General features: G+C 47.5%; 20 protein-coding genes. 7 read left to right on the top strand and 13 right to left on the bottom strand.

Annotated elements, in window-relative coordinates; genetic code table 11:
• Positions 1-46: 46 nt before the first annotated feature.
• Positions 47-469, bottom strand: coding sequence for a hypothetical protein (locus AOU00_RS24010; RefSeq protein WP_069291839.1), 423 nt, complete (start codon positions 467-469; stop codon positions 47-49).
• Between the two features lie 168 nt (positions 470-637).
• On the opposite strand from AOU00_RS24010, the gene AOU00_RS24005 reads away from it, so the two are divergent.
• The 4 genes from AOU00_RS24005 (at position 638) to AOU00_RS23990 (ending at position 4,507) form a co-directional block, all read left to right on the top strand.
• A complete protein-coding gene (locus AOU00_RS24005; RefSeq protein WP_069291838.1) occupies positions 638-1,063 on the top strand; it encodes a CHRD domain-containing protein in 426 nt (141 codons plus the stop codon).
• A gap of 319 nt (positions 1,064-1,382) precedes the next feature.
• On the top strand, positions 1,383-2,573 hold the full coding sequence (locus tag AOU00_RS24000; protein WP_069291837.1) for an acyltransferase: 1,191 nt from the start codon (positions 1,383-1,385) through the stop codon (positions 2,571-2,573).
• A gap of 110 nt (positions 2,574-2,683) precedes the next feature.
• Complete coding sequence (locus tag AOU00_RS23995; protein WP_069291836.1) at positions 2,684-3,385, top strand: response regulator transcription factor; 702 nt, start codon at positions 2,684-2,686, stop codon at positions 3,383-3,385.
• A gap of 15 nt (positions 3,386-3,400) precedes the next feature.
• On the top strand, positions 3,401-4,507 hold the full coding sequence (locus tag AOU00_RS23990) for a sensor histidine kinase (protein ID WP_069291835.1): 1,107 nt from the start codon (positions 3,401-3,403) through the stop codon (positions 4,505-4,507).
• Between the two features lie 12 nt (positions 4,508-4,519).
• On the opposite strand, the gene AOU00_RS23985 is transcribed toward AOU00_RS23990, so the two are convergent.
• The 8 genes from AOU00_RS23985 to AOU00_RS23950 form a co-directional block, all read right to left on the bottom strand.
• Complete coding sequence (locus AOU00_RS23985; RefSeq protein WP_069291834.1) at positions 4,520-5,275, bottom strand: LutC/YkgG family protein; 756 nt, start codon at positions 5,273-5,275, stop codon at positions 4,520-4,522.
• Positions 5,259-6,788 (bottom strand): LutB/LldF family L-lactate oxidation iron-sulfur protein, encoded by a 1,530-nt coding sequence (locus tag AOU00_RS23980; protein WP_069291833.1) that lies wholly within the window; start codon positions 6,786-6,788, stop codon positions 5,259-5,261. Before AOU00_RS23980 ends, AOU00_RS23985 begins: the two co-directional genes overlap by 17 nt.
• Complete coding sequence (locus AOU00_RS23975) at positions 6,785-7,513, bottom strand: (Fe-S)-binding protein (RefSeq protein WP_069291832.1); 729 nt, start codon at positions 7,511-7,513, stop codon at positions 6,785-6,787. Before AOU00_RS23975 ends, AOU00_RS23980 begins: the two co-directional genes overlap by 4 nt.
• A gap of 267 nt (positions 7,514-7,780) precedes the next feature.
• On the bottom strand, positions 7,781-8,539 hold the full coding sequence (locus AOU00_RS23970) for a DeoR/GlpR family DNA-binding transcription regulator (RefSeq protein WP_069291831.1): 759 nt from the start codon (positions 8,537-8,539) through the stop codon (positions 7,781-7,783).
• 20 nt (positions 8,540-8,559) lie between these two features.
• The gene (rhaB, locus tag AOU00_RS23965) at positions 8,560-10,035 is read right to left on the bottom strand and encodes a rhamnulokinase (RefSeq protein WP_069291830.1); all 1,476 of its coding nucleotides are present in this window, start codon (positions 10,033-10,035) and stop codon (positions 8,560-8,562) included.
• On the bottom strand, positions 10,032-11,252 hold the full coding sequence (gene rhaI / locus AOU00_RS23960) for an L-rhamnose isomerase (RefSeq protein WP_069291829.1): 1,221 nt from the start codon (positions 11,250-11,252) through the stop codon (positions 10,032-10,034). Before rhaI ends, rhaB begins: the two co-directional genes overlap by 4 nt.
• Positions 11,253-11,595: 343 nt before the next feature.
• Positions 11,596-13,665 (bottom strand): bifunctional aldolase/short-chain dehydrogenase, encoded by a 2,070-nt coding sequence (locus AOU00_RS23955; RefSeq protein ID WP_069291828.1) that lies wholly within the window; start codon positions 13,663-13,665, stop codon positions 11,596-11,598.
• A 263-nt stretch (positions 13,666-13,928) separates the two neighbouring features.
• Positions 13,929-14,942 (bottom strand): LLM class flavin-dependent oxidoreductase, encoded by a 1,014-nt coding sequence (locus AOU00_RS23950; RefSeq protein ID WP_069291827.1) that lies wholly within the window; start codon positions 14,940-14,942, stop codon positions 13,929-13,931.
• 244 nt (positions 14,943-15,186) lie between these two features.
• On the opposite strand from AOU00_RS23950, the gene AOU00_RS23945 reads away from it, so the two are divergent.
• The 3 genes from AOU00_RS23945 (at position 15,187) to AOU00_RS27770 (ending at position 17,216) form a co-directional block, all read left to right on the top strand.
• Positions 15,187-15,663 (top strand): RrF2 family transcriptional regulator, encoded by a 477-nt coding sequence (locus AOU00_RS23945; RefSeq protein ID WP_080710773.1) that lies wholly within the window; start codon positions 15,187-15,189, stop codon positions 15,661-15,663.
• 31 nt (positions 15,664-15,694) lie between these two features.
• Positions 15,695-16,576, top strand: coding sequence for an Hsp33 family molecular chaperone HslO (hslO, locus tag AOU00_RS23940; protein WP_069291826.1), 882 nt, complete (start codon positions 15,695-15,697; stop codon positions 16,574-16,576).
• Positions 16,577-16,841: 265 nt separating this feature from the next.
• Entirely contained in the window at positions 16,842-17,216 is a 375-nt protein-coding gene (locus AOU00_RS27770; protein ID WP_081112497.1) for a hypothetical protein, read from the top strand.
• Positions 17,217-17,240: 24 nt separating this feature from the next.
• Here the strand turns inward: AOU00_RS27770 and AOU00_RS26745 are convergent, their stop codons facing one another.
• The 4 genes from AOU00_RS26745 to AOU00_RS23920 all read right to left on the bottom strand — a co-directional run bounded on the left by AOU00_RS26745 (position 17,241) and on the right by AOU00_RS23920 (position 20,394).
• Positions 17,241-17,405, bottom strand: coding sequence for a YdeI/OmpD-associated family protein (locus tag AOU00_RS26745; protein WP_155729760.1), 165 nt, complete (start codon positions 17,403-17,405; stop codon positions 17,241-17,243).
• Between the two features lie 36 nt (positions 17,406-17,441).
• On the bottom strand, positions 17,442-18,158 hold the full coding sequence (locus tag AOU00_RS23930) for an ABC transporter permease (RefSeq protein WP_039275252.1): 717 nt from the start codon (positions 18,156-18,158) through the stop codon (positions 17,442-17,444).
• Positions 18,159-18,171: 13 nt separating this feature from the next.
• The gene (locus AOU00_RS23925; protein WP_039275251.1) at positions 18,172-19,122 is read right to left on the bottom strand and encodes an ABC transporter ATP-binding protein; all 951 of its coding nucleotides are present in this window, start codon (positions 19,120-19,122) and stop codon (positions 18,172-18,174) included.
• Positions 19,123-19,212: 90 nt separating this feature from the next.
• Positions 19,213-20,394 carry an alpha/beta hydrolase family protein gene (locus AOU00_RS23920; RefSeq protein ID WP_069291825.1) on the bottom strand — a complete coding sequence of 394 codons (1,182 nt, stop codon included), beginning with the start codon at positions 20,392-20,394 and terminating at the stop codon, positions 19,213-19,215.
• Positions 20,395-20,406: the final 12 nt, after the last annotated feature.

Raw genomic sequence — 20,406 nt, 5'->3', positions numbered from 1 at the left:
CTGCGAAGCTTTATGAAGCATATTTCGTCATATCAAAATTACTACATTAATCCGCAACCAGAATTCCGTCAAAGCTCTCTGGACCTACTCGTACTGTACCCAGCAGGTTAGCAGAAACAAAAGCTGTATAAACCAATTGTGGTGTAATCGGCGGGTTAAAGTCATCGGCTGAGAACGCAATAACCTGTGGAGCTAATAAACTCAAACTGAAAGTAGACGTAGCCGAATAAACAACAGGGTCAGTGACTAGGGTACCTCTTACAATAGTGATCGTTATCCCGACTAAAGCAAGCGGAAGTTGAAGCGATATGGTTCCTTTAAGCAGAACCCGTGGCGTACCTGTAGCTCCCTGTGTGTTTAATCCGATCTGCCCGAACAATTGAGGTGTATTTAAAAGAGTGATCGGAATGGCAATAGAGTTGGCTGTCGAAGCATTTTGGGATGTTCTTCCATCAATAAATGTTCCCATGGTTTCCCCTCCTCTCTCTAGCAGATACTCATAGACTATGAAAAAGTTTGTTTTGTGCTTGGACTGAATAACTTGTAAAACACACAACTTCTGATGAATAGGCTAATGTACAGCCCTTTCTCTGGCCCTGTGAATACACTAAACCAACACTGGGAAAGGAGGGGTGTCATGTCTAATAAGTTTAGAGCCACCTTAAGGGGGGCTAATGAAGTGCCTCCTGTCAGAACAAATGCGACAGGAACAGCCGAATTTCGTTACCGTCCAACGAGCCAACAATTAAGCTTTGAACTGACTGTACGCAATATCTCACGGGTAACCGAAGCGCATATTCATCTGGGCCGAAGAGGTGAAAATGGCCCTGTTGTTGCTACACTGTTTGGTCCTTCGAAGTTTGGGATAACCGTTAGAAGAGGCGTCGTTAGCGGCATGCTTCGTGCTTGTGATCTTACCGGTCCGCTCAGAGGCAGAACCATTTATGATTTGGTGTGCCAAATTAGAGAGGGCAATGCCTACGTCAATGTCCACACGATCCGTCATCCGAACGGTGCCATTCGTGGACAGATTAGACGCGCACCTATCAAACGTTGCAAATAACGAATGAACATGAGTATAAAAAAGAACTTCCATGCCACTCATTTTGAGGCTATGGAAGTTCTTTTTAATTTCAGGATTTTGCAAAATTCGATTCCAGTCGCTCCAAAGTGCAATATATAGACGAACTAAACCATTTCGATCTATATCTTGTTCATTGGAAGTCGCTTATGGGATTTTTGCAAAATCCTCAATTCTTAACAAAAGTTAAGAAGTTCATAAGCGTTTCTTAAGCCGTTCCCTTTCAGGTTGTTAAGAACTTTATCTTTTAATAGAAAGAGTTCGACAAGATACAGTTCACTCCTGAAAGGAAATGAAGCTTATGAAGCCTAAGACCAAAGAAAAAATTCCCGAATTACAGTTGGTCAGAGCCATGGCGATTTTAGCCGTCTTGATGGTACATGCCACTTCTTATGCAACGGTTCAGCTTACAAATTCCAGCCTATATGTTGTATACAATGCCCTCAATGTGTTGATGAAGTATGGAACCCCCGTATTTATCGCGCTTAGCAGCATGGTGCTGTTCTACAACTACAAGGATCGTCCGATGGGACGACAGCTCTTAAGCCGCTTTTATAAGCAGAGATTGCTGTACATCCTCTTACCTTATGTCATGTTCTCTCTGTTTTATTTCATTCTGTCCCTTATGGCTGGCAGCTCCGAACCATGGAATATAGCCACACTTGCGAAGAGCTTTGCTCTGAAACTGGCCACAGGCAAAGCTTATACTCATTTATATTATATTTTTATCATGATGCAATTCTATCTCGCATTTCCATTCGTACTGTGGCTGTTCCAGCGTTGTCGGCAACTTCCACAATGGTCTATTGTCCTTGGGCTATTGGTACAGTGGTCATTTGTTATTGGAAATAAATTTCTATTTCAGGTTCAAAATAAGGGCAGTTGGGCACTGTCTTATATAGCCTGCTACATGCTGGGTGCTGCTCTCGGTTACTACTACCCACAGCTGAAAACGTGGTTTCTGATGCGTAAGGGGGAACGAAGTGTTGCCGGCGTGCTGACATGGATCGCAATTTGGGGTTTATGGCTGATTTCAGCCACCATGCATGTCTATATGTGGTACGAAAATAGAATGTACGGAATCTCGTACAATTCGCTAGTTTTTGAACTTATGTATAATATGTACAGCCTGTCTAGCACGCTGGTAATACTACAGATTTGCTTTTTAATGTTTAGACGACAACATTCCTTTGTCACTCGCAAACTGGAACGTCTGGGCACACTGTCGTTTGGTGTGTATCTGGTTCATCCGTTCTTCCTGCTCCTGTATCGGCAGTTTTCACCACATATCGGTTCTCCGCAGCTTATTCATGTGTGGTATGCCGGAGGTTTTTTCTTTGCACTTCTTTGCTCTTGGCTCGTCGTGTCGATCATCTCCCGTTTCCTGCCATTTGCTTGGATCTTGTTCGGTCAACTACCAGAAATAGAAAAAAGACAATTCAAGCAAGAAAACCGTATTTCTTCAACTGAAACAGCACTATCCAAAGGCTGACGACCCCAAGCAAGCGAACTGAGATGAGTGTCCATAGCCTCCATCTTTAAAAAGGTATATAATACGCCCATATTGTTTACTGCTAGAAAGAACAGAAAGGGTGCGCAACCATGCATAACGGAACCATTTTATTAGTAGACGATGAACCTGAAATTATTAAGCTGATGCAAATTTATTTGGAAAATGAAGGATATCGGCTGCTTATGGCACGAGACGGACTGGAAGCGCTGGAGCAAGTCAGTCGGGAATCGATAGATGTGATGGTGCTTGATGTGATGATGCCCAATATGGACGGGGTTGAAGCATGCATGAAGATCAGGGAAACCGAGCATTTTCCGATTATTATGTTGTCTGCGAAGGGACAAGATATGGACAAAATCACAGGACTTAGCGTTGGGGCCGATGATTATGTCACTAAGCCGTTCAGCCCGTTGGAGCTGGTGGCACGCATCAAATCCCAGCTGCGCAGAGTACGGAAATATACCCACTCTTCCCCTGCATTGGAGCATGAAATGATACTGGACGAACTCACCATTAATTCTGCTACGCATGAGATCACTCTCGCCGGAGAATCCATTAAGCTGACCCCGCGCGAATTTGCCATTGTCGAGCTGTTGGCCCGTAATCGTGGTCAAGTACTGAGCATGGAGCAGATCTATGAAAAAGTGTGGAAAGAGCAATATCTGGAATCCAACAACACGCTGATGGTTCATGTGCGTAAAATTCGCGAAAAAATTGAGACTGATCCGAGAAAACCCAAATACCTGAAAACGGTGTGGGGCATCGGCTACAAAATGGAAAAATTCGATTAATGGAGGATTCACGTCTTGAAGGCAAAACGATATGACACGTTGGGATGGAAGCTGGCAGCCCTTAGCCTTGCCGCTTTCGCTCTAACCGGACTGATTTTGATGGTGTTTTATTATGGAGCATCCTTGCTGCTATGGCTGAACCCTTCCCGTTCATTTTTTGGCACCCGTCTGGTTCGCTGGACCGTAAATCACATTGGGTCCCCACTGATCATGCTGGTGGGCGGGCTACCTACATATATTTATTTCTTTTTCCTTTTTACCAATAATACGATTGGCTACCTTCGCGAAATTACGACGGGGATGCAGGAGTTTGCTGATGGAGATCTGTCCTATACGATTCCTGTTTCTTCAGCGGACGAGCTGGGTACCTTGGCGAAAAATATGAACACCATGGCGGACAAGCTCCGTCTCTCACTGGAAGAAGAACGGGCTTCCGCCAAAGCCAAAAACGATCTGATCACCGGCGTATCTCATGATCTTCGCACCCCGCTAACATCCGTGATCGGTTTTTTGGAATATATTGAAACCGACCGCTATCGGGATGAAATTGAGCTGCGATATTATGTGAACATTGCTTATGAAAAGTCATTGACACTTAAAAAGCTGATCGACGAGCTGTTTGAATACACGCGTGTGAGCGGTGGCAGTCTGCCACTGGAGCTGGAGCCTGTAGATCTCGGCAAATTGCTCACTCAGCTTGCTGAGGAATTTGTACCCTCGCTGGAACAGGCGGACATGTCCTACCGTGTCCGAATCGTCGAGCCTGTTCGGATTCTAGCCGATACAGACGAGCTGGTACGCCTGTATGAAAATTTATTTTCCAACGCTATTCGGTACGGAAAAGACGGCAAACGCCTCGATATCACCATAGGACGCGAAGACGACGAGGCGGTGGTAATCTGCACCAACTACGGCACCCCAATTCCTGCGGAAGATGTCCCGCACTTGTTTGAGCGGTTTTACCGGGTGGACAAATCACGCTCCAAGGAAACTGGAGGCACCGGGCTAGGCCTTGCGATTACAAAAAGTATTACTGAGCTGCACGATGGCCACATTTCGGTTAGAAGCAATCGCAGACAAACAGATTTTGAAACCCGTTTTCCCCTCTATCATGCTCGTTAGGCGGTCTCCACGCTAGCCCACTAACAACGTATAGACGATGCCGGGTCCATGCACGCCAATCGTCAAATCATTTTCAATATCCGACGAGCGGCTCGGTCCAGTAATAAAATGAATGCCTGCGGGCAGTTGCTCACGCCCGACTTCGTCAAAGCGACTTAGAATCTCGCCCAGTCGTGTTCGCAAGCGCTCTACGGGCAGAAGAATAATCAGTGCGGTTGGCAAAAGGCTTACCGCACGGCCTTTCTTCGGCGAGGATAGCACCGCTACCGAACCGGTGTAAGCAGCCGCTTCGTCGGCGATGACGATGCCGATATCCGCCTCGGCAGCGCGGGCCTTCCAGTCCTCGACTGGATCGGTGTTCCACACCGATAAACGGACTTCCGGCAGCGCCGATTCCAGCTGGAGCGCATCCAGGTCCGGCTCATTCTGCCGGACGATATAGGCCGCTCCCAGCTCTCGCGCTTTGAGCGCGATCCAGTCTGCGGTCTGCTCCAAATCCGGCAGACGCACGACATGCCCGCCAACACTTGTAAAGTTGGCGGTGAACTCCTCGATGCGCTGCTCCGCGCTCCATTCGAATTCGTGCCAAAATGCAGGTGCCCCGCGAAACGGCTGAACTGGCGGCTCCGTCTGTCGTGGACGCTTGAGCCGCGTCGCGATGCCGTCCATAAAGCGTACTTGCTTAGCATGCGATTCTGCTTCCATTTGCTGAAGCCACGCTTCATGGGCCGCTTTTGCTTGCGCAGAAGGATTACTCTGTTCCCTCATGCTGCGTCCCTCCTTTACTTCTATCTGCCAAAATCTTCTCCATTCGGCTGAGAACATCCGGCTGCATCACGTTGCGTTCCTGCTCCAGTTTATGCTCCAGCGTGTTCCACTGCTGACGAAATAATTTTTTCGCCAGAGAGGGAGCTACGCGGTACGTATTCCATCCCTTTAGCGGGCCCAGCTTAAGGGTGATTTCGCCCTTACGGACGACCGCTTTCTGTGCAATCTGCCCTAGCCGAATCGCCGCTGCGAATCGCTTCGAGCTGGAAACCACTGTCGCAAAACCTTTCATTCCTGCCGTTTCCAGCTTATCTCCTTGTCCCGCCTCCACCTTACGTCTACGCAAATATACCAGCATATCATGCAGCGGTATTTTGACCGGACAGGCTTCATAACACGCACCACACAGACTGGACGCACTCGCGATATCGTTCCACTCTTCGATGTTGCCATGAAGGGCAGGCGTAAGCACTGCACCGATAGGGCCACTATATGTCCCGCCATACGCGTGCCCGCCGATGTGTCGGTACACCGGACAGGCATTCAGGCAAGCACCACAGCGAATGCAATTCAGCAACTCTTGAAACTCGGGATTGCCTAGCTGTAGTGAGCGTCCGTTATCTACGATGATGATGTGCATTTCCTCCGGTCCATCAGCATCTTGGCTACGCCGGGGGCCTGAAATTCCAGACATGTACATGGTCAGCTTCTGTCCGGTAGCGGATCGTGGCAGTAATGTAGCCATGACCTCCAAATCCGTCCAAGATGGAATAATCCGTTCCATGCCCATCAGCGTAATTTGCGTTTTGGGCAAAGTGGATACCATTCGTGCGTTGCCTTCATTTTCGAACAGAACCATGGAGCCTGTCTCGGCGATGGCAAAGTTACACCCGGTCATGCCAATATCTGCTTCTAGAAACTTCTCACGTAGCTTTTTGCGGACAAAGCCCGCCAAAATCGTCGTATCCGCGGACAGTTTCTCCCCTGCTTCTTTGGACAGCAGCTCGGCAATCTGATAGCGGTTTTTGTGAATCGCCGGAATGACGATATGAGACGGGGGCTCTCCTGCCAGTTGAATAATATATTCACCGAGGTCACTTTCAATCGTCTCGATATCCGCCCCCTCCAGCGCCTGATTCAAATGTAACTCCTCCGACACCATCGACTTGGATTTGACGACGGAACGAGCTTGGCTATGCGCAGCAATATCCAGTGTAATACGTACGGCATCGGCTGCTGTGTCGGCAAAATGGATATGCACCCCGTTGGCGCGGGCATTTTCTACAAATAGATTTAAGTAATAGTCCAGATGGGCAATGGTATGAAGACGAATTTGGCGCCCGCGCTCACGCCATTCCTCCCAATTTCCGTGCTGCTCTGAGGCCACCCGCTTACCGTTGCGCAGCCGCTCTGTAGTGAAACGAACTGCATTCCGCAGAAAATCATCATTGAGAGCCAGCTCTGCGCGTTTCTTAACCTTTTGGTTCATGGAATGTGAGTGTACGGCGGTCATGCGTGCTTCACCCCTTCGTACAGCAGCTCAGCCAGATGCATGACCCGAACTGGCTCCTCCCGATACCGGAGATTTCCGGCAATGTTCATCAAGCAGGCCATATCTAGTCCGACCAGTACCTCGGCTTCGGTCTCCCTGATGTGGTCCACTTTTTCAGTCACCATCGCTCCCGAAATATCCGGCATTTTCACCGCGAAAGTCCCGCCAAAGCCACAACAGTCCTCAGCAAAGGGAAGTGGTACTAATTGCAGCCCCTTTACACTGCCAAGCAGCTTCATCGGTTCCTCCTTCACGCCGAGCAAACGTGTGCCATGGCAAGACGGATGGTAGGTTACCTTATGCGGAAAAGACGCGCCCACATCGGTCACGCCCAGCACCTGCACCATAAATTGCGTAAACTCGTACGTCTTTTGCTCAAGCCTCCGTGCCGAATCGAGCCATTCGGGCTCATCCTTAAACAACTCCGGGTAATGATGAATCATATATGTGCAGGAACCGGAGGGGGATACGACAAAATCGCTGTCGTTAAACGCTTTCAAAATCGTTTTGGCCGCAACCCTCGTTTCATCCCAATACCCGCTGTTATAGGACGGCTGTCCGCAGCATGTCTGCACCTTCGGAAAATCCAGCTGAACACCATATCTGGCAAGCAAGCGTGCCATCGCTTCCCCCACCTTGGGATAAATCGCATCACTCAGACAGGTAATAAATAAAGATACCTTCATACGGAACACCCCTTCCGTCCATAGAATTGCTACTTTATAACTAAAAAGTTACCTTTGGTGCCACTGCGCAGTCGGATGTTGCTTCCCATCGCTGTTGCCCCCAGATTTTTTTTACTCAATGCTAAAAATCCGGGGAAGTGATAATTTAGAAGCTTGCAGCGGGATTCTCACTTATAACTTTTTTACATCATCAAAGAATCCCCCTGCAACAGCGATCGTAAGATTAAATGAAACGCAAAGCGGCCTTCACCTTGGAAACTCCCCGCTTTATACAACCGTAACTGGAATAGCCAGCTCCGCAAGTTGACTGCGAATCGGGTCCGACAACCGTGAATCTGTAATGATCTCGGACACTTGCGACAGGTTCACGACATGCGTAAACGCCTGCTGCCCAAATTTGCTCGCATCCGCCAGTAAAATCACACGGTCTGCAATGCTGACCATTTTCTGCTTCAAACGAGCTTGCAGTTCATTCGATTCGCTAATACCGCGATCCAGATGAACCCCTTGGCTGGAGAAAAACAATTTATCCACATAATAGGTTTCTAGTGAACGCTCTGCGAGCGGGCCTACATATGACAACGAGCGTTGAAGCAACTGCCCCCCCGTCGAAATGACCTCGATTTTTTCCTTACCCGCCAGCTCTGTAGCTACCCGAATCGAATTTGTTAATATTGTCAAAGGAATATCCGGTAAGCTCGACGCCATATACCAGGCGGTTGTGCTAGCATCCAGCAAAATACGATCATTCGGCTGAATCTGCTTGACCGCTTCTTCGGCAATCCTACGCTTTTCCTCTGCGTTCATAATTTCCCGTACCGTATAGGGCGTTTCAGGTTGCTCGTTTTTGACACTGACCGCTCCCCCATGCGAACGGCGCAGTCGTCCCGCCTGCTCCAGGCGGTCCAGATCACGGCGGATCGTTTCCTCCGTTACTTTGCACAACTCACTCAATTCGGACACCCGTATGCTTCCTTTTTCATTAACAAGCTGCACAATCATCTCATATCTTTCTGCGACCAGCATGGCAATCTCACTCCACATCTTTAATGTACAAAAAGTCCCGCCACTCGCCGGAATTGCCCGTAGGCATCCTCCCACGCTTCTGACTCGGCAGGTTCATATTCCTCCACGGAAATAGAATCTGCGATGACCCGGCGTGCTTCCCATATATCGGCGAACTTTCCCTGTGTCATCCATTGTACCGCAAGATTGCCGATTGCGCTCGCTTCTGCGGGTCCAGCCCAAACGGGTTTTTGAATTGAATTGGCCGTCCATTGGCACAGCAAGCGATTTTGAATCCCTCCTCCGACCATATGCAAACCATTAAACCGTTGTCCTGACACCCGTTCCGTAAGCTCCAAAATGTAACGATACTTTAACGCCAGACTGTCCAAAATACAGCGCGTAATCTCTCCCGGCGTCACCGGCAACGGCTGCCCAGTGTTGCGGCAATATTGACGGATACGTGTTTTCATATCCCCGGCGTGCAGGAACAGTTCATCGTCCGGATCAATCAAAGAAGTGAATGCTGGAGCCTGTTCTGCCATATGAACCAGTTCGGGGAAGGAATAGGAGTAGCCCTGCCGCTTCCACTCTCTGCGCGCCTCCTGTAAAATCCACAAGCCCATAATGTTTTTAAGCAGCCTGTAAGTTCGACCAACCCCACCTTCGTTCGTAAAATTAAAACGAAGCGTATCGTCATTGATTACAGGCTGTGCCGTTTCCGTTCCCATCAGGGACCATGTTCCGCAGCTTAAGTACGCAAACGAGCGCTCCAGCGCAGGTACGGCAGCCACAGCAGATCCTGTATCGTGCTCTGCTACTGCAATCACAGGAATCGCTCCAATGCCCAGATCGGTCATGACCGACGAGCGGATCGTTCCTACAACATTTCCTGGTTCTAGGACCTCACCAAACCAGGAACGGGGGATATCGATTCCAGACAAAAGCTCTTCATCCCATTTTTGCTGCAACGGATTATATAATTGCGTGCTGGTCGCATTCGAAAACTCATTGTACATTTCACCTGTCAGAAAATACCGCAGCAGATCTGGAATCATCAAAAAATGCTTTGCCTGCTCCAGCAACGGTGAACTGGCATTTCGCATAGCAGCCAGCTGATAAATCGTGTTAAACGTCAAAAATTGAATGCCTGTACGCTGAAAAATGGACTCTTTCCCTAGCCGTCCCTGTATTTCTTCCATCACCCCCTGGGTGTGCCAATCCCGATAATGATAAGGGTTGCCTAGCAGTTCTCCGGTTTCCCCAATCAATCCAAAATCGACCGCCCAAGAGTCAATCGCAAGACTGGACGGATTCACTCCCATATGTCTGGCTTTGAGCAAACCTTGCTGAACCTCGTGATACAGACGCAACAGATCCCAGTGCAGACGTTCCCCAACTTTGACCGGATCATTCGAAAAGCGATGGATTTCCTCCACCACGATACGTGAATCTGTCAATTCTCCGAGTAGAACCCTGCCACTGCTTGCCCCCAAATCATAAGCGAGGATACTCACCAGCTTGCACCACCCTTGCCTCTTTGTAAAATCTGCGTGCCATAATTAGATGCCAAGTAGGCTTTCATCGGGTCTGTAGGTAATCCCTGCTCTTCACGGATCGCTCTGAGCAATGGTGCCACATCAAACTCAAACGCCTGGCGTACAGCATCCTCTGCACCCAGCACATCCTGGCGGTTTGCTGCATCTTCCACCTCTGCATGATTAATCAAGAGTGCCTTTGCATATTGAGTCTGTACATTCAACACGGAGCGAATCATGGCCGGGATTTTGGATTCAATATTGTGCGACTGATCAATCAAGTATGCGATTTTGTCCACGGTTTGGCGGATATCAGCTTCTACATCCTGAGCGGCATTTAAAATTTGATAAAAGATCAAAAATAACTCATACGGATTGGTAGAACCTACAATCAGATCATCATCTGCATATTTATAGCTATTAAAATGGAACCCACCTAGTCGCTGCTCATCAATTAGAAACGCGACAATATGCTCCACGTTGGCTCCCGGCAAATGATGCCCTGTATCCACCAGTACCTGTGCCTGCGGTCCCAGCTTAGTCGCGTAATTATACGCCATGCCCCAATCGGCAATATCCGTATGATAAAAGGCTGGCTCGAACGCCTTGTATTCAATCAGCATGCGCATGTCAGGTGTGAGCGCCTTATACATTTCACTGAGCGCTTCCAGCATCCAATTTTTCCGTTTGCGAATATCCCCCTGACCGGGATAATTCGTTCCGTCTGCGAACCATAAGCTAAAATCGTTAGAGCCCGTTTCCTTCGCAATATCCACGCATTCCAGCAAATGGTTGATGGCCTTGCGGCGGATGGCCGGGTCTACATTGGTGACACTGCCGAGCATGTAGTCCTCATCTTGAAACAAATTGGGATTCACGGCCCCAATCTGCAAACCGAGGCTTTCGGCATGACCGCGAAGCTTGCCGTAATTGTCCACTGTATCCCACGGAATGTGGATCGCAACGGATGGACATAAGCCTGTCACAGCATGAACCTGCGCGGCATCCTCCAACTTTTCGAACGGATCACGCGGGACGCCTGTTTTCTGAAAGACTTTAAACCGTGTACCTGAGTCGCCATATCCCCAGGATGGTGTTTCTATGCTAAGCGCTTTCAGCTTTGCCTTTACTTGCTCCAGGTCAATGCCCCGTTGTTGCTGTTGCTCCTCGAATAAGGCGTACGCTTTGTCACTCATCGTGGTTCCTCCTAGGAAAATAAAGTGAGTTACGGGAGGCCGCTTCGCGTGCGGATTGTTCTTCCGATCGCTGTTGCAACGGGATTTTTCATTTTATAACACATGATAAGGTTAAAATCTCGTTGCAAAGGCGAACACTTCGTTTCTTCAGAACAATTCCGCCCGCTCCGCTGCTGACCACCCATAAAGTCACTTCTATTTTTAAAGTGTTAGTGTGTATATAAAGGATGAGAACACGTAAATACGTTATATTGCTTATTTACGTGTTTTCCAAAGTGTTTTACAACCCTTCGTAACTATGGTCATGTGGCTTGGATTAGTGCATTTGCCTTCCTTAGGCTTCCTAGCGCGTAAAGGCTGCGGGGACGCCACCGTCGATGGTCAGCATACAGCCTGTCGTTTTCTCTGCCTTGGATGAGGCGAAAAAGGCAATGCCCTCGGCGATATCCTGCGGGTAAATGTTAACCAGCAGCGTCGTCCGTTTGCGGTAATGCTCCTCTAGCTGGTCGGGCTCGATGCCGTAGGCGGTAGCGCGCTCGTTGCGCCAATTGGAGTTCCATATTGCCGAACCTTGCAGAATGGCATCCGGCAAAATGGTGTTCACACGGATGCCATATTCACCGCCTTCTGCGGCAATACAACGGGCTAAATGCGCTTCCAGCGCCTTGACCGAGCTATAGGCTGTTACATTTTTACCTGCGTAGACCGAGTTTTTGGAGCCGACGAACACCATGCTACCACCAAGTGTCTGCTCCTTCATGAGCTTAAACGCTTCTCGTGCAACCAGAAAATAACCCGTTCCCAGCACATTCACATTTAAATTCCATTCCTTTAACGATGTTTCATCGAACGGACTGGATGTAGCAAGGCCTGCATTGTTGACGATGATATCTACACCGCCATAGGTCAATGCCGTTTCTGCATAGGCAGCCTGAATTTGCTCCTCCTGCGTCACATCCATTTTTACGGCGATGGCTCGGTTTTCTCCGTAGCTGCTATTTATCTCTGCGGCTACCTTTTGCGCGCCTTCCAGATTCAGATCTGCCAGTACGACATGTGCACCTTCATCCACCAAGCGACGCGCGGTTGCACTGCCAATCCCACCTGCACCGCCTGTAATGAACGCAATTTTACGGGAAAATTCAACTTCTGCTGGTGCGAGTGACAGCTTATAAAGCTCCAGCGGCCAATATTCCACGTTATATGACTCGTTCTCACTGAGCGAAACAAACTCTCCTAACGTCGTTGCCCCTCGCATGACAGCAATAGCACGATGATACAAGGCGCCGCTTACCTGCGCGTTGCTCCAGCTTTTTCCTGTGTTGATCATACCAATACCCGGAATCAAAATTACACGTGGCGCAGCCTCAAACATAACATCTCCCTCATGCCGATTACGCTCGAAATAAGCTTGGTACTGCTCCTTATAGGCCGCTATACCCTCAGCGAGCTTAACTTTCAGGCCCTCTACGTCCTCCACATTCGGTGTCCAATCTACATAGAGTGGCTTCATCTTGGTATGAACCAGATGATCCGGGCACGCTGCCCCAACCTGGGATAAAAGAGCAGAATCTCGGCCGTTTACAAACTCCAACACATCCTCCGCGTCATCAAAGGTAAGGATCATCTTTTTCTCATCACTGACTGCACCCCGGACGGATGGCATAACTTGGGACGCAATGCTTCGGCGCTCTTCAGAAGTAAGCGCTTTATATTTTGCGCCTCCAAACGCCTGCTTTTCCTCTTGACGAGCTTTAATATAGCTTTCTGCTTCTTGAATGATTTCGATTGTTTTCGCATAAGCCGCTTCGGATGTCTCTCCCCACGTAACCAGACCATGCTTTTCCATCAATACCAATTCAGCTTGTGGATGATCGATTACACCTTGGGCAATCATTTTCGACAGCTTAAAGCCAGGACGGATATAAGGCACCCATACAAAACGGTCACCGAAAATTTCCTTAGCCATTTCCTTACCGTTGTGCGCACAACACAAACTAATAATCGCGTCCGGGTGTGTATGATCGACATGTCTAAAAGGCAGAAAAGCATGCAATAGCGTCTCAATTGAAGCCCGTGGATGCTTGGCATCTATCATACAGTTCGCCAAATATGCCACCATATCCTCGTCAGACATATCTTCCCTTTCAAATAAAGGACGAATATCCTCCATACGAAGCCCTGTGAAGTTATGCGCTTTCATTGTTGCTAGATCGGAACCGCTGCCCTTAACGTACATCACTTCTACTTCACGCCCACGAAAATCTTGTATCATCGTTTTGGCCGAAGTGTTGCCGCCTCCCCAGTTGCACACACTCCTATCTGTGCCAATCAGGTTAGAACGGTATACGAGCTGTTCCAGCGTGCTTTTCTGCTCAGATGCTTGTGAAGAAATCCACAGACTTTGTACCATAGGAAAAAGACCTCCAAGTTCTGTTTAGTTTTGAATCACTTTATTATAGTGTTTATTTTTGCTTACGGAGACTATAACACTTTTGTTTTAATTTGAAAATATGTAATACAAAAATAATCAAAAATAAATTTTAATTTTTACCCATCTGAAAAAATGGATATATTCATTTGGTAAACGATCATTGCCACGCACAAAATAAAGGCCATGTCAGAATCGGTTATAAGAACCTTTCTGGCACGGCCTCATTCGTTTAACTCATCTAATTACCCAACTATACGCATCACTTTGGCTAGCAGCTCGTACGAGCGCAGGCGCGCCCGATGGTCATATACCTGAGAGGTTGTAATCAACTCATTGGCTCTCGTCTGGTCGATTATCAAATCCATCTTTTGCTTGACGGTGTCGGGACTGCCGATGGCTGAATACCCCAGCATATTACCACGAACCATCTCCTTCTCGTGCTCACTCCATAGCTTTTCCATGTCATCCACTGGTGGCTTCAGTCCTCCGCTGTGCCCGCGCAGCACATTTAGAAACTGCTGTTCTTGTGAAGTGAAGAGCCATTTTGCTTCCTCATCAGAATCTGCAACAAGCACATTAACACCGACCATCACATATGGCTTATCCAGTGCTTTGGATGGCCGAAAATTGCGATGGTACAACTCCAGAGCCTGTAGCAAATGAGCCGGGGCAAAGTGGCTGGCGAATGCGAACGGCAGCCCAAGCTGACCTGCCAGCTGTGCGCTGAATCCGCTTGATCCCAGTAACCAGATGGGAATGTCCAGCCCTTCTCCAGGAACTGCTCTTACTCCCGGAACGGCTCCGTTCAGCGCTGGATTCAGGTAAGAACGCAGTTCATTCAATTGCTCAGGGAAATCTTCCCCAGTACTGTGAAGCCCTCGCCGCAGTGCCCTCATCGCAGGTTGATCCGTGCCTGGAGCCCGGCCAAGTCCCAGATCAATTCGTCCCGGATAGAGCGACTCTAGGGTTCCAAACTGCTCTGCAATCATGAGTGGAGCATGGTTAGCCAGCATAATACCGCCTGAACCGACCCGAATCTTGTTTGTATGTGCAGCTACATGCCCGATGATCACGGACGTAGCCGCACTGGCGACCGCCTGCATGTTATGATGCTCCGTTAGCCAGTACCGATGGTACCCCCATTGTTCAGCATGCTGGGCAAGATCCACCGTGTCACGGAAGGAATCGGCAGGAGTGCCGCCTTCAAGGACAGGTGCAAGATCTAATATAGATAGTGCAACGTTACGCGTAGTCATTATATATAAACCCCCTGTCAAAATATTATTTTACGAATTTTCCTCAATGCCTTAATTCTTTGACCTATCAATTGATACGTCAATTATGATAATGTGTCCCGTTATAAATTGCAAATGATTTAAATTTTTAGTTTTTGTTCAAAAACAGTTTACTTTTACGAGAAGCTCGTCTATCATGCATTTATGTGGATAATAATTATCCACATTAGCACTGTTATAAAGATTGAGGTGATTGCTAGTGCATATGAAAACAGGTGTCGAACAATCTGTCTACGCGCTTCTTCTACTCACGATGCTGCCGGACAAAGCCGTTTTACCTGGGGAGGCCATTAGCCAGCAGTTAGGTGCTTCACCTACTTATTTTCATAAACTGTTACGTAAATTGGTTAGCGCCGATTTGATTACTTCTGTACCTGGTGTCAAGGGCGGGTTCAAATTAAAGAAAAAACCTGAGGATATACGGGTATTTGATATTTATCTGGCGATTGAAGGACAACAGACTCTCTATTCTTCCAGCGGTATCTACAACGATATGCTTGAATTAAAGAAAGACGATCAGTGTTGTTTACTGGCAAATTTAATGGAAGAAGCGGAAGCCTCCTGGAAAGCCGTTCTGAAAAGAGAAACCATCGCGTCACTATCCGCTGACTTTTTTAAAGAAGGATATGATGACAAAATGACTTCTTTGGAGAACTGGATTCAGGAAAAAATGGTCTTGTAAAGAACTCTAATGAACAGAAAGGAATATGAACATGAACGATTATTTAGTAAAAGCTCTTGCCTACAATAACCAGGTACGGGCTTATGCCGTGAGAACAACGGAAACGGTAAGTGAAGCTCAACGGCGTCATTATACCTGGCCCACAGCATCGGCTGCATTGGGACGTTCTATGACGGTCGGCGTCATGCTGGGAGCCATGCTTAAAGATGAGGATAAACTGACGATCAGGATTAATGGCGGCGGACCTATCGGCACTATTCTTGTCGATACCAACTCCAAAGGTGAAGTTAGAGGTTATGTAAAAAATCCACAAACCCATTTTGAGCTTAATCAGATAGGGAAATTAGATGTCGCCAGAGCTGTAGGAACAGATGGAGCGCTAATTGTATCTAAAGATATCGGCTTAAAACACCCATTTGTTGGACAAGTCCCTCTCGTTTCGGGTGAACTGGGGGAGGATTTCACATCTTATCTCGTCCAATCCGAACAAATTCCTTCTTCTGTAGGAGCGGGAGTTATTGTTAACCCGGATAACTCTATTCAGGCGGCTGGAGGTTTTATTATTCAGCTGATGCCAGATACGCAGGAGGAGGTTATCAGTTTTATCGAGAGACGCATTGAGAGCATTCCAAGCATCTCCGCAATGGTCATGGAAGGTCTTACGCCAGAGCAGATTCTGGGTCAGATTTTGGGAGAAAGCAACCTGAACATACTGGAAACCATGCCTGTACAATTTCATTGTCCCTGCTCAGAAGAGCGCGTTACCAATGCCATTATCAGCTTAGGCAATAAGGAAATAGAAGATATGATCCATACCGATGGACAGGCTGAAGCTCATTGCCACTTTTGTAACGCACACTACCATCTTACCAAAGAAGATCTCGAAGGCATGTTGGAAACAAACATCATTTAAATATGGGCTGTTCCCAAAAAGTAGGTTTAGCTACTGGGGAACAGCTTTTTTCTTTCCCAATGCTTCCGATGATTACTTAATCCTAAACACGGTAGACTTGTTCATGATGTAAGTGATAATGTTATATTATTCCAATCACTTGAAATGAGGTGCGCTATGCTCGAAAAAGATACGCAGGAAATTTTAAGACGAAGATTGTGCTGGAGGTCTTGCAGGAAGAGCAGACCGTGAACGAGATTGCCGCCAAATATGAAATGAGTCCGTGATGATTAGCTGGTGGAAAGCCGAGTTTCTGAGCCGGGCGTCTATGGTGTTCGAGAAAGGGACGAGTGAAGCGGACAAGATAAGAAAGGAATACGCAAGCAAACAGGAGCGCCTAGAAAAGCTGGTCGATCAACTTACCGTTGAAGTCGACTGGCTCAATGGGAGTATTACACATCTTCCGGCAATCCCCAGTTCATTAATGAATTTCGGCATTATCGGAATGATCAGCCCGATGCCGGTGAACACCGGAAACAGGTTCAGCATAAGAACACATCATATCCCCCCTCATAATTTAAGGGTTGCTGCTCCCTCTGTAATTCTAAGCAAAAAAACACCTGCTCTTCGGCAGATGTTCCTCGCCTTTCGTATTTCTTGAGAATATCCGATCCATTTGTCCGTTCTAATCGTTCAACCCTTTGCCCTCCAGAATGGGCTGTGTGTATGTTTCAACCCTTGAAACGCGCGTTTTGAACTGCTTCGGTTGTGGTACACTCTCCAATCCAGCGCTTAGTTTGTCGTCAAGCATGAACGTGCGAGCAGCGGAGAGATTGTTGTTCCTTTTCATAATTGATATATCTACAACTCAGTGCATGTAGCGCGTTTATTGCTGCTCGGCAAATCTCCACCAGGCAAATGTTCCGACTATTCCGGCTATTCCCGTAGACGCAAGAATGATTATACTACTCAACTTTAAAAACCCGGTGCTTTGAAATACCGACGGGATGGTCCACGGAAAATAGGGGGCGAATCCAAAAGAGGCCAAAACATTTGAGAGAATGACGATTATCAGGATGAGTCCTAATGGTGCCAAGTATCCCTTGCTCACATTGGCCAGAAGAGTGCCTGGTGTGGTAACAATAATAAACAATAGCGATGTTATAATGAATTTAAAGAAGATATTCCAAATAAAAGAAGCTAACCCGCCCGCAACTCCTAGAATACCCCCCACGGCAAAACCTATGGCAAACATATACATGGAAAGTAATAGGCTCCATGCTAAAATTACAAGAAATTTGGACAGTACAATTTTCGATCTGGAAACGGGCTTTGCAAGCAAATCTTTAATTGTTTTATCCGAAAACTCTCGTCCAAATACCCATGCCGCGATAAAGGTGTACCCGATAAGTCCCAGCGGGGCAAGACTATCAAGCAATTCGGTTAAATACATTTTCCAATTGATGCCGCCGGCGTCACTGGATAAAATAATTCCGACTCCCATCATGATTGGCCCAAATGCAAAAATAAGAAATACCAACCAAAACACATTGGCGCGGATAATCTTGCGAATCTCACAATGTAAGACAGAAAAAATATTCATTATATATTCCCCCTTATATATTCCCCCTTGTCATACCAATTGTGCGGAGAAAATATCCTTCCAAATCCTCCGTAATCACTCGAAGCAATGTTGGCGGTTGATTGGATTTAACCAGCAGTTCGGCCAGTCGTTCAGGACTATCCGCTGCGTGGTCATCGGTTAGTTTAATATAGCCGTCTATTATCTCCTCAAATTCATATCCATGCTCTTCAAGCACCTCCTTTAAGGCATGTTTGTCGCGGCCATTCACCACTAAGTTTTTCTGTAACGATTGCTCCAGCTTATCCATTGCGACTTCTTTAACAAGATGGCCATTGTGAATAATCCCAATGCGTGTGGAAACTTTCGAGAGTTCCTCTAACAGATGGCTGGATATAAAAACAGTTACGCCGAAATTTTTCGCTAGGTTATATAACATATTCCGTATCTCCGCCACGCCTGCGGGATCGAGGCCATTTATCGGCTCATCCAATATTAGAATTTCCGGATTGTGAATCATTGCTTTCGCAAGTCCCAGGCGTTGTTTGTTTCCTAAAGAAAGATTCTTTGCCTTCTTCTGTTTGTGCAGCTCAAGCCCCAACTTATAGATAACCCGATTTACGGAATCTTTGTCAGGCACCCCTTGCATGCGTCGTGCTATGTCAAGATTTTCAACTACAGTTAAATCGGGATAAAAAGTAGCCTCCTCCAAATATCCAACCTTGTCCCATAATTTATAGTTTCCGGCATCGACCTTTTCACCTAACATATAGAGCTTGCCGGAGGTTGGCTTGAGCATCGCCAAGAGCATCTTTATGGTCGTTGTCTTTCCAGCGCCATTCAGTCCCAAAAATCCAAATATCTCTCCTCGGCTCACCTCCAGCGAAAGATTGTTCAATACGATATAGTCGCCAAATTTTTTGTGCACTCCCTCAATTTGTATGGCGGGCGTTCCGCCATTTTTTTCCTTTGATAAAATACTCATAGCCTTCAACTCCTCCATAAACAGAGAGCTTATTCAGGATTCTAAGTACAACACTCCTGAACAAGCTCAATCAGAAATTTTTCAATAAATCTACTTTATGATGTCCTGGCAATCGCTTAAGCGAGGCGAGGCTGGCCCAAGCCCAATTGAGCAGAGCCAATTCAGCACTACCTCATGCAGCACGTTGATGTTGTCTACCTGACAGTGTTCTAATCCGCCAAGTCGTCTATCCTCTATCGGGAAGAACGTCTTGTTTTTCGAACCCGCTTGCTCGTAATTCTTCAAGGCTTGTGTCAGCGGATTTGGCTGAACCAATATCTCTTCCGCTCCGTGCATTACAAGAAGCGGACATTCTATCTGGTGGAGCACGCCCTCAAGATCATAGGCAAAACGCGGATTCCCCGCAAAATCCTCCAAGCTTTTTGCCCCCAGAATTCTCATGCCGTGTGCGGCCAGACTCGGCGGCATCCATTTAAGCATGGCATCCCAGTCGAAGGCGTGCGTACCGCCGTCGGAGATGACGGCAGCAATCCTGTGATCGAACGAAGCGAATCGCAGCGAGTCGTAAGCCGCAAAACTCTCCCCGTGCACGATAATCTTATCGGGATCGACTTCCGGCCGCGTTAGAAGAAAGTCGATTGCCCGGGAATGGAAAGCCTCACTGTCCGCTCGTCTTCCTTTTCCCTTTTCGTACAGCGAGAGGCCGGTCCCAGGCTGGTCATAGACCAGAAAGTTATATCCACACGAAATAAAAGCGGGACCTAGCCAGAAATAGTTTTCAATTGACCACTCGTCGCCACCGTTGAGAGCAAAAAGGGTCGGCTTCGGACCTTTTATCCAGGAAGGGGAGAAGAAGTAACCATCCAACTTGACATCTTCGTAATCGACTTGGATCTTCTCCGGTTGGACATCGAAGTACTTTCCGGCAGCTTCGAAGAGTTCATTTACTTTCTTAAATACACGGATTTTCTCGGTGTCATCATCCATCACCGCATATTCCGCAATTCTGTAGTAATTGCAGGCACGAATGTAGCAGTTTCGTGCTGTATACCAGTTTCCAGCCGTTTCGGCCTCCTTGCCGTGTCTTTCCAATGCCTGAGCCGTTATGAGCCATTCCCTGTGCCACGTGTCCTTGTCATCGGGGTCGATTTTTTTGCAGGCCTCGTAGATCTCGGTGACGTCCGTAGCACCGAGGCTTGCCATACCCAAAGCTTTGGTGACTTGGTATGACATCATGTAGTGATTGGGCCAACGGCTGAACTCAATTGACATTGCAACATCCTC

The organism is Paenibacillus polymyxa (genome assembly GCF_001719045.1).
Lineage (GTDB): Bacteria > Bacillota > Bacilli > Paenibacillales > Paenibacillaceae > Paenibacillus > Paenibacillus polymyxa_B.
The sequence above is the reverse complement of the archived record's forward strand: the minus strand, read 5'-3'. Positions and strand labels throughout refer to the sequence as shown.